This is a genomic window from Ruminococcus sp. AF20-12LB (genome assembly GCF_003478985.1).
Taxonomy (GTDB): domain Bacteria; phylum Bacillota; class Clostridia; order Lachnospirales; family Lachnospiraceae; genus Blautia_A.
In genome coordinates, this window is record NZ_QUGH01000016.1 from 50094 (window position 1) to 64684 (window position 14591).

The following is a 14591-nucleotide window of genomic DNA, read 5'->3' on the forward strand; positions in this document are numbered from 1 at the left end:
TATGTACAAGAAAGAATATGTCCAGACATTTCTGGAAAAACAGGGTCAGCTTTTTGATGAGCCGGTAGCAGAGGATTTTGAGGAGGCAGAGGAGTTCCTCGAGGATTGCATGGCAGTTGTGCTGGATTCCCTGAAGGATGTAAAAAAATATCTGGATGGAATGGGCGCAGATGTGGATGGGCTTTCTCTGAAGGAACTGGAAGAAGAAAGTGAAGTGTTCAAACTTCCGGACGGAAAATATATGATCGTAGAAGGCTGACGGAAAGCAGGGATTACACCTCTGAAAATTAAATATGATAAACTTGCATCAGCAAAAAGAAAGCCCTGCGTAGAAAGGGTAAATGTGGGGAAAATAAAATGATGTAAAGGAGGATGGAATATGAAAAAAAGCAGAGTGCTGGCAGTCATCATGGCTGTGCTTATGATGGTAACGCTGCTTCCATCGATGGTATTTGCCACTGCAGCTCCATCGGGAACTCTTGATGGAAAGCTGAAGGTCAAAGGAACACTTGCGATCGGGTCTACTTTAAGTGCAGATTACTCAAAGGTCAAGCCGGAGGGGATCACAGATGATAATGTGAGTTTTTCCTGGTCATTAAAGGACGGAGATCTACTTACAGAAGTAGGAACTGACAAGACTTATAAAATTGATGAAAAAGATCTGGGTCTTCCGATCGTTCTGAAGATTACCGGAAAAGAAGAGACGGGAGTCAGTGGTGAGCTTACGGTGACGACCCAGGAAGTTTCCGAAACAGAAGAGGAAGCCAAAGCATTGGCAGAAAAGAAAAAGGAAGAAGCCAAAGCAGCGGGAACGTCAGAGGAACCTGACAGTGCTCAGCCTGAGGAAACCACAGAGCCGGCAGAAGAAACAGAGTCTGCGGATGTACAGGAAAATACCGGCACACAGGGTTCCACAGATGAGCAGGAATCCGCAGATACCCAGGAACCAGCAGAAAATCCTGTTGTAGAAGTAAACGGAAACGGAGAACAGTCAGGGTCTCAGAATACCGATGAGACAGATGCATCCGGAGACAGTCAGACGGAGACGCCAGCTTCCGCAGATACAGCAGCAGACGCTTCCGAAAAAAATGAGAAACCGACATATTCGGCATCTGCATACACGGAAGATGGAAGTGGAATTCTGGATTTTGGTTCCGTGGAAGAAGGATATACGGAAATTCCGGAAGCACAGATGGTTACTATCACAAATTCCGGAACCGGAGATCTTAATTTTAAAGAGATCGCCCCGGAGAATTTCATGGCTGCAGATATTGATGATGCGCCATTAAAGAGTGGTGAAAGTGTTACTGTGTGGGTAAAACCACGAGAAGGTCTGAAGGCTGGAGAATACAAAGATCTGATCACGTATCAGACAGAAGAAGGTGCCGATGTCTTCTTTGAAGCGGACTTTACAGTAAAAGAACCGGAAAATAAAAAAGTCGAAGATAATGAAAATAATGAGCAGACAGATCCCGGGGAAACATCGGACCCTGCAACGGAAAAAATATACAAGCTAACTGCGAATCCGACAGAACTGCCTTTTGATGATCTGACTGCCGGTTATGAAAAGGTAGAAACAACAAGTACAGTCACGATCAAAAACGAAGGTACAGAAGCTGTGACGTTAGTACAGCCTGAGTCGGAGTTTTTTGATATTGCGCCGGTCAGTGAAGTGGAGAGCAGCGGAAATATCCAGTTGGCGCAGGGAGGAGAGCAGACCTTTACCGTACAGCCTAAACTTGGACTCTCTGCAAAAGATGATCCATACGTGGAAGAACTTGTATTTGCTTCTGATGAAAGCACTGAAGCATCTGCTACAGTGACGGCTTCGGTTATGGTAAAGACAGAAACACCAAAAACAGTTACTGCAACAGTGAAACCGGAAGGTCCTCTGTCTTTTGGAACACTGGAACAGGGCTATGAGACCGCACCGGATGCACAGCCTGTAACTGTAAAGAATACAGGCACAGAGGCTATCCGAATCCAGCTTTCTGTTCCGGAAGATTATGTGGTGGGAGAGCCTTCTGCGGAAGTGCTCAATCCTGGAGATGAGGCGGCAACCTTTACCGTACAGCCCAAAACAGGTCTTCAGGCCGGAGATCACAGCGGTTTGATTTCTGTGACAGATCAGAACACCGGAAACGCACTGGGCGAAGTCCGACTTGAATTTACAGTTTCGGAACCGGAACCGGATCCGGATCCAGAGCCAGAGCCAGGTCTTTCGGTAACAGACAGTCTGGAGTTTGGAACCAAAGAAGAAGGCTATAAGGAACTTCCTGATGAGCAGACAGTTACAGTTACCAACACCGGAAATACAAAGATCGTTCTGAAACAGCCATCATCAAATGCATATACAATTGGTACACTTTCTGCCACAGAGCTGGAAGCAGGAGATAATGCAACCTTTAGCGTACAGCCGGTCAGCGGACTTTCACAGGGGGAATATCTGGAAGACATTGTGATCGCCAATGATGCAAATGTGGATGCTTATGTAAATGTCCATTTCAGCGTTACAAAGAAAAAAGCAGATAACGGTGAGAAAGCGAATAACCTTACAGGCATCAAAAAACCATCCGATATCAAAGATCTTCCTAATGGAACCCAGAAAACCCAGAAAGCCCTGAAGCTTCCGGGAACAGTAAAGATCACTACAACAAAGGGAGAGCAGAAGGCATCTGTTAAATGGGATGTTAAGGGATCTTCCTATGATCCGTCTTCTGCAGAACGTCAGATATTTAATGTAAAAGGTACTGTCATTCTTCCGGAGGGGGTTAAGAATCCCAACAAGATCAGTACAGTGATCGCAGTAAGTATTACAGTAAACGGATATCAGGGCAAGGAAGCCGCTGCATCGGATAATAAGATCACAGGAATTGATTCCAATGGCAAGTATGATACCAATACAAAGATCACCTTTACAGCAGCTGGTGCAGGGATGGATAATACAAACCCGCGTAAGGGAGATACCAGATATCAGCCGAAGAGCTGGAAGATCACAGAGACCCGTACCTGGGATGGAGAGCCTTATACTGCAACATTCCGTGTCAGCAAGCCGGGAAAATATACTCTGAAAGTTACCTTTGGACAGCAGAAATATGACGGCTCCAGCTGGAAGGATACCGGTACACAGTCAGAAAGTGCGGTTACTTTTACGGTATCACAGGCAGCAGTTCTTACTGCGACTCCGAGTCCGGCAGTGACACAGACAAATCAGAAATCTGCAGTGCAGACGGGAGACAGTACACCGATCATGACATTTGTGATCATTTTGATCGTGGCTGTGGTATGTATTGGAGGAATCCTTGTATATCGTAGAAAGAAAAAATAAGAACAGAATGTAGAAGATAGTTTTACAGCACCCTCCGTAAAAAAAATGTACGGAGGGATTTTTTTGCACATAGAGATCCGTTTTGTATGTTGCTGCTAGCACTCTGCAATGATGAGTGCTAAATTTTTCTTGACTTTTGTAAAAAGTCGTATTAGTATATATTTATTGAAAAAAACAACAGGTTTCCGGCTCTGTCGGAACATCAGAAATAAAAATAAAAACAAAAGGAGAGTGACATATATGTCAGCAAAACATGGCAGTTTATCAATCAACAGTGAAAATATTTTTCCGATTATCAAGAAATGGTTATATTCCGACCATGATATTTTTGTAAGAGAGATGATCTCCAACGGATGCGATGCAATCACCAAACTGAGAAAGCTGGAAGTTATGGGAGATTATACATTCCCGGAAGGTTACAAACCGGCTGTAAATGTTATCGTTGATCCGGATCAGAAAACTTTGAAGTTTATCGATAACGGTATTGGTATGACAGCAGATGAAGTAGAGGAATATATCACACAGATCGCTTTTTCCGGTGCCACAGAGTTTCTTGAGAAATATAAGGATAAAACAACGGATGATCAGATGATCGGTCATTTCGGACTTGGATTTTATTCTGCATTTATGGTGGCAGATGAAGTTCATATCGATACTCTCTCTTACAAGGAGGGTTCCACACCGGTACATTGGACCTGTGACGGTGGTACGGAGTATGAGATGGCAGACGGAAACAAAACAGAACCGGGAACAGAGATCACTCTTTTCCTCAATGAGGAAAGCCTGGAGTTTGCCAATGAATATCGTATGAGAGAGGTTATTGAGAAATACTGTTCTTTCATGCCGGTAAATATCTATCTTTCCAAAGCAAATGCTGAACAGGAGTATGAAACCATCGATGAGACTGATCTCCGTGAAGATGATGTGGTAGTTGAGCATATCCATGAGGATGCCAAGACAGAGGAAAAGGAGAATGATAAAGGTGAGAAAGAAGTTGTGGAAGTTTCTCCTGCCAAAGATAAAGTAAAGATCAATAAACGGCCGGTATCCTTAAGCGATACACAGCCGCTCTGGATGAAACACCCAAATGAGTGCACGGATGAAGAGTATAAAGAATTTTACCGTAAGGTATTTATGGATTACAAGGAGCCGCTGTTCTGGATCCATCTGAATATGGACTATCCGTTCAATCTGAAGGGTATCCTGTATTTCCCGAAGATCAGGACAGAGTATGATTCCATTGAGGGAACCATCAAGCTTTATAATAATCAGGTATTTATTGCAGATAACATCAAAGAGGTGATCCCGGAATTCCTTCTTCTTCTGAAAGGTGTGATCGACTGCCCGGATCTTCCACTGAATGTTTCCCGTTCTGCACTGCAGAATGATGGTTTTGTGAAAAAGATTTCTGAATATATCACCAAGAAAGTAGCAGATAAGCTCACCGGAATGTGCAAGACAGACAGAGAGTCTTATGAGAAGTACTGGGATGATATCAGCCCGTTTATCAAATTTGGATGCATCAAGGATGCGAAATTTGGTGAGAAGATGAACGATTATATCCTCTTTAAGAATCTGGATGGCAAATATCTTACCCTGAAAGACTGCATTGAGGAAAATAAAAAAGAAGAAACAAAAGCAGCTGAAGAGGAGAAGACAGAGGAGAAAGCTTCTGAAGGATCCCAGAATGAGGAACCGGAAAAAACGGTGATCTATTATGTGACCGATGAGGTACAGCAGAGCCAGTACATTAATATGTTCCGTGAAGCGGGTAAAGATGCTGTACTGCTGAAGCATGTGATCGATTCACAGTTTATTTCCCATCTTGAACAGCAGGATCAGACGATCCAGTTCAAGAGAATTGATGCAGATCTGACAGAAGAGCTTCGTGAAGACGGAGAAGCGGATGAAACAACAGTCAAGACACTTACTGAGGTGTTCCGTAAGAATCTTGGCAAGGATAAACTTGAAGTAAAAGTAGAGAAGCTGAAAAATGAGGGAACTGCAGCGATGATCACTCTTCCTGAGGAGAGCCGCCGTATGCAGGATATGATGAAAATGTACAATATGTACGGAATGGATCCGAATATGTTCGGTGGTCAGGAAGTACTTGTACTGAACGCAAATCATCCTCTTGTAAGATTTATAGCAGAAAATCAGGGATCAGAGTATGTTCCGGTGATCTGTGAACAGCTTTATGATCTTGCAATGATGAGTCATAAACAGCTTTCTCCGGAGGAAATGACAAAATTTGTAAAGAGAAGCAACGATATCCTTATGGTTCTTACAAAATAAAACGACATACAAAACGATCGAAAGGCTTCGCCCGTAATGGGGCGAAGTCTTTGTTTTTTTTATAACAACATGTGTATCTTTAACACAATTCGAGGAAATTTTAATAAAATAATAGATATTAAATAAAAATAACCTGTAAAATATGACTAAAAATTCAAATTAGTATCTAATATGTATAAAATAAATTTTCAGAAGAAAGCGAAAAATATAGATAAGTGTCGTATTATATATAAGGGAGTGCTTTTGAAAAGAGAAAAGAATGAAATGGAGGAACAAATGTATGAAAAAGGTGTATGAATTGATCAGAAGACTTGGCGCAAATTCGAAATACAAAGGATATTTTTTCGTTGCGGAAGCGATAAAGATTTCTATGGGGGATCAGTATAAACCATTGCGGATCACAAAGGACATTTATCCATGCCTGGCACGGAAGTACAGATCAACACCTACCAATATTGAGCATGATATCAGAACGATGGTAAATGTGTGTTGGGAAGGAAATAAAAAACTGCTGGATGAGATTGCAGGATATCCTCTGGAATACAAGCCTACCAACAGTGAATTTATTGATATGCTTGCGTATTACCTGAGGGAAATAGAAGAAGAGAATTGACTACAGCCTTTCAAAAAGAATCTGATTCCTGGACAGAAAGCTCAGGATCATATCATCCCAGAACTGCTCCGGGCGTTTATCCATAGAGAATGTTTTGAGCGAGATTCCGGTAGTACAAAGAAGGCTGTTATTTTTAAATTGAAGATTTAAGAATAGTCCGTCTATCTGTTCGGAGGAAATTCCGAAATCTGTATTTCTCATTGCGGCTTCAATTCCGCTCCGACTTAAATGCAGCACGATCCTGAAGCTTAAGGGTGTACGCTTACCGCGGATCACAGACCAGCAGAAAGGTCTGATGTCCTTCCAGAGAGAATGTGTCCGGCCGTGCTCTGCAAATCTGTTCATGCTGTCTGTATCAAAAAAATCTTTCTGAAGCCTTCCGTCAATGGTAAAAGTATTAAAAGTAGTCACAGTCGCTTCGGATAGACAGAATTTGTCAAATACTTCTCCTATAAAAAGTTTGTTTGTGAAATCCCGGATATCAGTGATCCTTAATGCAAGCATGCCGCACTTCCTTTCTTTTATGTGATCGCGTGTAGACATTATATCTCAGATAAAGAAAAAAGGACAGACTTTTTAAAAAACTCTTTTCAAATATCTGTTTATGTGATACGATAAATGTGGTATTGAATACTACATATAATGGAAAAGAGGACGATATAATTGAGCTATAAGATTGCGATAGATAGCTGTGGGGAGCTTTTAGATGAATGGAAAAATGACGGCAGGATTGAATCCATACCACTGACGTTGACGGTGGGTGGTGAGAATATTATAGATGATGAGAATTTCGATCAGAAAGATTTTTTAAAGAAGGTTGCGGCCTGCCCGGAATGCCCCAAGTCTGCATGCCCTTCTCCGGAACGCTATATGAAGGCATATGAGTGTGATGCGGAACATATTTATGCGGTGACACTTTCGTCAGAATTGAGCGGTTCCTATAACAGTGCAATTCTTGGAAAAAACCTGTTCCTGGAAGAGCAGCCGGAGAAAAAGGTTCATGTATTTAATTCCAAATCTGCATCCGGTGGTCAGAGTCTGATTGCCATGAAGATCATGGAGTGTGAAGAAAAGGGACTTTCTTTTGGAGAAGTAGTAAGTGAAGTAGAGAAATATATTGAAGAGATGAGCACATTTTTTGTGTTGGAGAATCTGGAAACTCTGCGCAAGAACGGACGTTTGAGCAGAGTGAAAGCTCTGGTGGCCAGTGCGCTGAAGATCAAGCCGGTTATGGGATCTACTCCGGAAGGAACGATCTGTCAGCTGGACCAGGCAAGAGGCATGAATAAAGCAATCGTAAAAATGGTGGATCACATTGGAGAGAAGGGAATCAACATTCCGGAAAAGACAGTTGCCATCACTCACTGCAATTGTCCGGAAAGAGCGAAGATGCTGGAGGAGGCTATCCGTGAGAAACTGAATCCTGCAAAGATCGTAGTTATGGATACTGCCGGTGTCAGCAGTATGTATGCCAATGATGGTGGCGTTATCGTAGCAGTCTGATCAGAGAAAATCTCCAGTTCAGAAAATTATCACATTTCTTCGGGGAGTTGCTGCTTTCCTTTTGAAAACAAGTGTGCTATAATGAACGAAGTATTGAAGCGGCAAAGGAGAAAGACAATGAGCCAGAAGAAAGTTGACAAATATAAAAACAGTAAATACTCGCGAAACAGTGCTCTGAAGAAGGAGCGCGCAGAATTTGTACTTGAGATGGCGGCATGGATCCTCATCGCGGTTCTGCTTGTGGGCTGGATCGGATATTCCGCATACGCCAAGATCCAGGCGAAGGAAGCCAGTGTGAAGGTAGATACTGTGATGGATACTTCTGCATTGACAGATTATATTTCCGGATTATCTTCAGACAGTGCGGAATAGAAAACACATATGAAGTGATGGGTTCCCGGGATGGGTTGAAGCATCCCGGGGATTTTTATATACAGGATAAACATAATACAATAAAAAACGGGTCTGCCATAAAGCAGCCCCGTCTTGACTTATACGTTTTTTATGGTTATAGAATTATAACTTTGTAACGTTAGCAGCCTGCATTCCGCGAGCGCCCTCTGTTAAGTCGTAGGATACAGCCTGTCCTTCTTCAAGAGATTTGAAGCCTTCACCGTTGATAGCGGAGAAGTGTACGAATACATCCTGTCCGTCCTCACCTGTGATAAAACCATAACCTTTTTCTGCGTTGAACCATTTTACAGTTCCCTTGTTCATTTTGTGTTACCTCCATAAAAATAAAAAAAATTAAAATAGCCTTCTGATGATAATAAAAAATCACCAGATTTCACAGACTATATTCATGTAAATATAATCTCTAAAAACTAGTGATTTTACATTAAATATCTTGCCATGCTCTGATTATATAACCCGTGTTTTGAAATGTCAAGGAGAAAATTCCAACAATTCCGGGGTGTAAAAAGGGGCGAAATTGCTTTGTAAAAAAAATCTTTATAAATAGAGAAATATCGTGTATGATATAGTAGAATACAAGCGGATCGAAGAATCTGCTTTGAAAATACAGGATGAGAGGAGAACAGAAATGGGGATTCTGATTCGAGGAGGCCGGATCGTGGATGCGGCTACAGATACGGATAAAACAGGCGATATTTATCTGGAAGACGGAATCATTGCGGAAATAGGCCAGAAGCTGAAAAAGAAAGATGGCGACCGTGTGATCGATGCGAAAGGAAAGCTGGTCATGCCGGGAATCATCGACCTTCATGTCCATTTTCGTGATCCGGGCCAGACACATAAGGAAGATATCAAGAGTGGTGCGGCGGCGGCAGCACGTGGTGGTGTGACAACTGTAGTTGCTATGCCAAACACAACTCCCACTATAGATAATCCGGACCGGGTAAACTATGTACATAACAAGGCTGCGCAGGTTTCCGGTATTCATGTACTTCAGGCAGGTGCAGCCACCATGGGAGAAAAAGGTACTGAACTTGCAGATATTGCCGGAATGGTGAAAGCGGGGATCCCGGCAGTGTCCGAGGATGGCAAATCTGTGATGAATACAGCGCTTTGTAAAGAAGCAATGAGGATCGCAGCAGAATGCGGTGTACCGTTTTTTGACCATTGTGAAGATATCGATCTGCGTGGAGATGGATGCATGAATGAGGATGAGAACGCCAAAAGACTGGGGCTTCCCGGAATCTGCAATGCAGTGGAAGATACCATTACAGCCAGAGATATCATTCTGGCGCTGGAGACAGGAGTCCATCTTCATCTCTGCCACTGTTCCACTTATGGAGATGCCCAGATGATGAAGATCGTAAAAGAAAAAGGATACGACAATATTACAGCTGAAGTATGCCCGCACCATTTTATCCTTTCATCAGATGATATTAAAACAGATGACCCGAATTACAAGATGAATCCGCCGCTCCGTACACCGAAGGATGTGGAAGCACTGAAACAGGGCCTGAAAGACGGTACCATCGAGGTGATCAGCACGGACCATGCACCGCATAGTACACAGGAAAAAACAGGTTCTATGAAGAATGCACCATTTGGGATCGTAGGTCTGGAAACAAGCCTTCCGCTCACCTATACAGAGTTGGTGGAAAAAGATGTGATCACACTGAAACAGATGGTTGAGAAAATGTGCCTGAATCCGGCGAAAATCCTCGGGCTTGACAGCGGAACTCTCCAGAAAGGCCATCCGGCAGATGTGATCATCGTTGACACGGAGCAGGAGTATGCTATCGATAAAAATAAATTTGTTTCCAAAGGACATAACACACCGTTTGATGGCTGGAAAGTAAAGGGAAAAGTGCTTTATACCATCTGTGACGGAAAAATTGTATTTAAAAACCAGGAGGAGAAAGAATCATGATTAACAAACTGATCAGCAATATCCGCAAAACAAATGCACCAATCGTTGTAGGACTGGATCCTATGCTGAATTATATTCCGGAGCATATCCAGAAGAAGGCTTTTGCAGAGTTTGGTGAGACTCTGGAGGGCGCTGCAGAAGCAATCTGGCAGTATAACAAAGGGATCGTGGATGCGACCTGTGATCTGATCCCGGCAGTGAAACCACAGATCGCCATGTATGAGCAGTTTGGTATCCCGGGACTGATCGCATACAAGAAAACGGTTGAGTATTGTAAATCCAAAGATCTGGTTGTGATCGGTGATATCAAAAGAGGTGATATCGGTTCCACATCTGCAGCATATGCAGTTGGCCATCTGGGACAGGTTCAGGTAGGTTCAAAAAAATATGCAGGTTTTGATGAGGATTTTGCAACGGTCAATCCATACCTTGGTTCTGATGGTGTGAAACCTTTTATGGACGTATGCAAGGAAGAGAAAAAGGGTATTTTTGTTCTGGTCAAAACTTCCAATCCATCAAGTGGTGAGTTCCAGGATCGTGTCATCGACGGCCGCCCGCTCTATGAGCTGGTAGGTGAGAAGGTTGCACAGTGGGGCGATGAGCTTATGGGTGATGGATATAGTTATGTTGGTGCTGTTGTAGGTGCGACCTATCCGGAAATGGGAAAGGTGTTAAGAAAAATCATGCCGAAGACATTTATCCTTGTTCCCGGATATGGTGCTCAGGGTGGAAAGGGCGCAGATCTTGTCCATTTCTTTAATGAAGACGGACTTGGTGCTATCGTAAACTCTTCCAGAGGAATCATCGCTGCATACAAGCAGGAGAAATATAAAGAGTTTGGCGCTGAAAATTACGCAGATGCTTCCAGAGCGGCAGTAAAAGATATGATCGCGGATATCAGCGGTGCGCTGGAGAACAGATAATACAGGAGGCATTTTATGAGTACATCAGAAAATAAAAAAATAAAAAAGCCCTGTAAGATACTCAGCCAGGAATGTATTGGTACAGATATTTACAGTATGTGGCTGGATGCAGGTGAGATCGGAAAAAATGCAGTGCCGGGACAGTTTGTATCACTTTACAGCCGTAATGGCGGTAAACTTCTGCCAAGACCCATCAGTCTCTGTGAGATCGATAAAGCAGAAGGAAAACTGAGACTGGTATATCGCGTTACAGGAAAAGGAACCGGTACGGAGGGATTTTCCAGACTTCATGCAGGGGTCCCCATTGAGACTATGGGACCTCTGGGAAATGGCTTTCCACTGGATGCAGTAAAAGGCAAAAAAGTGTTTCTCATGGGTGGTGGAATCGGAATTCCGCCAATGCTGGAAACTGCTAAACAGCTGGACGCAGAAAAGATCATGGTTCTCGGATACAGAGATGAGCTGTTTTTGAATAAAGAATTTGAAGCTTACGGAGATGTCTATGTGGCAACAGAAGACGGCTCTGCAGGAACAAAGGGAAATGTTATGGATGCCATCCGTGAGAACGATCTTGAGGCAGATGCGATCTTTGCCTGCGGACCTGCCCCGATGCTCCGTGCCATCAAGGCATATGCGCTTGAAAAGGGAATTCCGTGCTGGATCTCCATGGAAGAGCGTATGGCCTGTGGCGTAGGCGCGTGTCTTGCCTGTGTGTGCAAATCCAAAGATGTGGATCCTCATTCTCATGTTCATAACAAGAGAGTATGTAAAGACGGACCTGTATTCCTGAGCACGGAGGTAGAGCTATGAGCAGAATGAATGTAAATCTTGCCGGTGTAGAACTTAAGAATCCGGTGATGACAGCGTCCGGAACATTTGGATCCGGAACAGAATACAGTGAATTTGTGGATCTGAACAGACTTGGTGCGGTTGTGACAAAGGGCGTGGCAAATATACCATGGCCGGGAAATCCTACACCGAGAGTGACAGAGACAGCATCCGGAATGCTCAATGCCATTGGTCTTCAGAATCCGGGGATTGATGTTTTCTGTGAAAGAGATATTCCGTTCCTTAAAAAATATGATACAAAGATCATCGTCAATGTCTGTGGCAAATCTGCAAAGGATTATTGTGAGGTTGTAGAACGTCTTGGAAACGAATCTGTGGATATGCTGGAGATCAATGTTTCCTGCCCGAATGTCAAGGAAGGCGGAATTGCCTTCGGTCAGAATCCGAAAGCTCTCGAAGAGATCACAAAAGAAGTAAAGAAATATGCAAAACAGCCGGTGATCATGAAGCTGAGCCCAAATGTAACCGATATTACCGAGATGGCGAAAGCAGCAGAAGCTGGCGGTGCAGATGTTCTTTCTCTTATCAATACCCTGACAGGCATGAAGATCGATATCAACAGACGTACATTTGCACTGGCAAATAAAACCGGTGGAATGTCCGGCCCTGCAGTAAAACCGGTAGCTGTCCGTATGGTATATCAGGTGGCAAATGCAGTATCCCTTCCTATCATCGGTATGGGAGGAATCGCAACTGCTGAGGATGCTCTGGAATTTATCATGGCAGGTGCTACTGCAGTGTCTGTGGGAACTGCAAACTTTTTTAACCCTTATGCTACTGTGGAGATCGCAGATGGTATTCAGGCATTTCTTGAAAAACAGAAAGTGGAAGATATCAATGAGCTGATCGGAGTAGTGAAATAACGGAGGATTGCCGTATTTGCAATTCTGTTGTTCATATGTTAGAATTAACAGGATAAATAAAGGGATTTTACACTGGAATTGCAGCAGAGTGTGGATTCTGGGTTTGTCGTATATATGAAAAACATGGAGGATTAGATAAATGGAACAGTATAAGCAGGAATTTATTGAATTTATGATTGACTGTAATGTCCTGAAATTTGGAGATTTTACTACGAAATCAGGAAGAAAGACACCATTTTTTGTAAATACAGGATTTTACCGTACCGGTGCGCAGCTTCGCAAGCTGGGACAGTATTATGCAAAAGCGATAGAAAGCAAGTTCGGACTGGATTTTGATGTGCTGTTTGGACCGGCATACAAAGGAATTCCGCTTTCTGTAGCAGCAACTATGGAGATCAGTGAAATGTACGGAAAGGATATCCGTTACTGTTCCAACCGTAAAGAAGTGAAAGACCACGGAGATAAAGGAATTCTTCTTGGCAGCCCGATCCAGGATGGGGATAAGGTAGTGATCATTGAGGATGTTACGACTGCAGGAACATCCATTAAAGAAACACTTCCGATCATCAAAGCACAGGGAGATGTAAATCCGATAGGCCTTGTGGTTTCTGTTGACCGTATGGAACGTGGCCAGGGAATAAAGAGTGCGCTCAAAGAGATCGAGGAAACCTACGGTCTTCAGACTACAGCTATTGTAACTATGGCAGAGGTTGTTGAGCATCTCTACAACAAAGAATACAAAGGCCGTGTTGTGATCGATGATAAGCTGAAAGCTGCCATTGATGCATATTATGACCAGTACGGCGCAGAATAATATTGTTATAAAAGGTCATAAAAGAGCGGCGGATTCCGAAGGTCCGCTTTTACTGGGAGGACGCAGCCTTATGAATGAAAAAATTTATAAAACTATGGCGAGCAGCGGGGCGGGAAGCCTTGCACTCGGTATTGTCGTTCTGGTGACGGGACTTGTCACAGGAATTCTGATGATCGTGAACGGTGCGAGACTGCTCAGAAGAAAATCAGAGATATTAATCTAATATGATCTGAAAAGCCGCACGTTGTTCCGTGTGGCTTTTCGGACTATTTAAGCAGGGGAGAATATTGGAAAAAGGGACAAAACGCAGAGTAAAAAAACTCGGGACAGCTTTTTTTGTACTGTATGTTCTTGTTCTTGTGTATCTTCTGTTCTTTTCAGAAGGATACGGAAGAGTGGCGGATGCAGAAAGAGAATACCGTTATAATCTTGTTCCGTTTGTGGAGATCAGGCGTTTCTGGACTTATCGAAAAATAGTGGGTACATTTGCGCTTTTCACAAATGTTTTTGGAAATGTGCTGGGATTTGTGCCATACGGATTTATTCTTCCGGTAATAACCGGAAAAATGCGAAATAGCTTTTTTATCATATTATCCGGATTTGTTATCAGTCTGACGATAGAAGTAATCCAGTTGATCACAAAAGTTGGCTGTTTTGATGTGGATGATATGATATTGAATACTCTGGGCGCAGCGCTTGGATATGGGATTTATGCAGTCTGCGACAGGATTAGGAGAAAAATTAATGGCAAGAAGATATAGATATGCATTTGCAAAAAAAAGAGAAGCTTCCAAAGGAAAATGGTCTGTAGGACTTGCGGTGGCTTCCCTCGTGCTGTTTATCGCGGCAGTTGTGCTTGCACTCTTTTTTGATGGAAAGCTCGGGGGCCTGATCGGCGGAACCGGGCTTTTTGCCATGCTGCTTTCTGCATATGGGTTTACACTGGGGCTTTCCAGCTTTTCGGAAGAAAACCGGAAACACAGGACAAGCATGGTCGGGTCTATTTTGAACGGAGTGATCCTGGTTATCTGGCTGGGACTTTTTTTATCGGGGGTATAACAG

Annotated in this window: 16 protein-coding genes; 14 read left to right on the forward strand and 2 right to left on the reverse strand. The window is 43.2% G+C overall.

The window, feature by feature from the left end; all coding sequences use genetic code 11:
• Position 1: 1 nt before the first annotated feature.
• From DWX61_RS16370 to DWX61_RS16385, 4 genes are all read left to right on the forward strand, one after another.
• Complete coding sequence (locus DWX61_RS16370) at positions 2-259, forward strand: glyoxalase (protein ID WP_118516109.1); 258 nt, start codon at positions 2-4, stop codon at positions 257-259.
• Positions 260-379: 120 nt separating this feature from the next.
• Entirely contained in the window at positions 380-3328 is a 2949-nt protein-coding gene (locus DWX61_RS19400) for an LPXTG cell wall anchor domain-containing protein (protein WP_270427748.1), read from the forward strand.
• 240 nt (positions 3329-3568) lie between these two features.
• Entirely contained in the window at positions 3569-5623 is a 2055-nt protein-coding gene (gene htpG / locus DWX61_RS16380; protein ID WP_118516108.1) for a molecular chaperone HtpG, read from the forward strand.
• 280 nt (positions 5624-5903) lie between these two features.
• Complete coding sequence (locus DWX61_RS16385; protein ID WP_118516107.1) at positions 5904-6236, forward strand: sporulation initiation factor Spo0A C-terminal domain-containing protein; 333 nt, start codon at positions 5904-5906, stop codon at positions 6234-6236.
• Here DWX61_RS16385 and DWX61_RS16390 read toward each other — a convergent pair whose 3' ends face one another.
• On the reverse strand, positions 6237-6740 hold the full coding sequence (locus DWX61_RS16390; RefSeq protein WP_118516106.1) for a DUF5721 family protein: 504 nt from the start codon (positions 6738-6740) through the stop codon (positions 6237-6239).
• Positions 6741-6899: 159 nt separating this feature from the next.
• Between DWX61_RS16390 and DWX61_RS16395 the strand changes: the two genes are divergently transcribed.
• Together DWX61_RS16395 and DWX61_RS16400 are read left to right on the forward strand one after the other, a co-directional pair.
• Positions 6900-7739, forward strand: a complete 840-nt coding sequence (locus DWX61_RS16395) for a DegV family protein (protein ID WP_118626383.1) — start codon at positions 6900-6902, stop codon at positions 7737-7739.
• A 117-nt stretch (positions 7740-7856) separates the two neighbouring features.
• A complete protein-coding gene (locus DWX61_RS16400) occupies positions 7857-8111 on the forward strand; it encodes a hypothetical protein (RefSeq protein ID WP_118516104.1) in 255 nt (84 codons plus the stop codon).
• Positions 8112-8255: 144 nt separating this feature from the next.
• Here DWX61_RS16400 and DWX61_RS16405 read toward each other — a convergent pair whose 3' ends face one another.
• On the reverse strand, positions 8256-8456 hold the full coding sequence (locus DWX61_RS16405; RefSeq protein ID WP_015525894.1) for a cold-shock protein: 201 nt from the start codon (positions 8454-8456) through the stop codon (positions 8256-8258).
• 325 nt (positions 8457-8781) lie between these two features.
• On the opposite strand from DWX61_RS16405, the gene DWX61_RS16410 reads away from it, so the two are divergent.
• The 8 genes from DWX61_RS16410 to DWX61_RS16445 all read left to right on the forward strand — a co-directional run bounded on the left by DWX61_RS16410 (position 8782) and on the right by DWX61_RS16445 (position 14588).
• The gene (locus DWX61_RS16410; protein ID WP_118626385.1) at positions 8782-10080 is read left to right on the forward strand and encodes a dihydroorotase; all 1299 of its coding nucleotides are present in this window, start codon (positions 8782-8784) and stop codon (positions 10078-10080) included.
• Positions 10077-11003: an orotidine-5'-phosphate decarboxylase gene (gene pyrF / locus DWX61_RS16415; RefSeq protein WP_118516102.1), complete on the forward strand. Its 927-nt coding sequence runs from the start codon at positions 10077-10079 to the stop codon at positions 11001-11003. Before DWX61_RS16410 ends, pyrF begins: the two co-directional genes overlap by 4 nt.
• Positions 11004-11018: 15 nt before the next feature.
• Positions 11019-11813, forward strand: a complete 795-nt coding sequence (locus DWX61_RS16420; protein WP_118626387.1) for a dihydroorotate dehydrogenase electron transfer subunit — start codon at positions 11019-11021, stop codon at positions 11811-11813.
• A complete protein-coding gene (locus DWX61_RS16425; RefSeq protein WP_330674930.1) occupies positions 11810-12715 on the forward strand; it encodes a dihydroorotate dehydrogenase in 906 nt (301 codons plus the stop codon). The genes DWX61_RS16420 and DWX61_RS16425 overlap by 4 nt, the downstream gene beginning before the upstream one ends.
• Positions 12716-12854: 139 nt before the next feature.
• Positions 12855-13529 (forward strand): orotate phosphoribosyltransferase, encoded by a 675-nt coding sequence (pyrE, locus tag DWX61_RS16430; protein ID WP_118626389.1) that lies wholly within the window; start codon positions 12855-12857, stop codon positions 13527-13529.
• Between the two features lie 70 nt (positions 13530-13599).
• The gene (locus tag DWX61_RS19020; RefSeq protein WP_022426215.1) at positions 13600-13752 is read left to right on the forward strand and encodes a hypothetical protein; all 153 of its coding nucleotides are present in this window, start codon (positions 13600-13602) and stop codon (positions 13750-13752) included.
• Between the two features lie 64 nt (positions 13753-13816).
• On the forward strand, positions 13817-14290 hold the full coding sequence (locus DWX61_RS16440) for a VanZ family protein (RefSeq protein WP_182434035.1): 474 nt from the start codon (positions 13817-13819) through the stop codon (positions 14288-14290).
• The gene (locus DWX61_RS16445; protein ID WP_118516099.1) at positions 14274-14588 is read left to right on the forward strand and encodes a hypothetical protein; all 315 of its coding nucleotides are present in this window, start codon (positions 14274-14276) and stop codon (positions 14586-14588) included. Before DWX61_RS16440 ends, DWX61_RS16445 begins: the two co-directional genes overlap by 17 nt.
• The last annotated feature ends 3 nt before the right edge of the window (positions 14589-14591 follow it).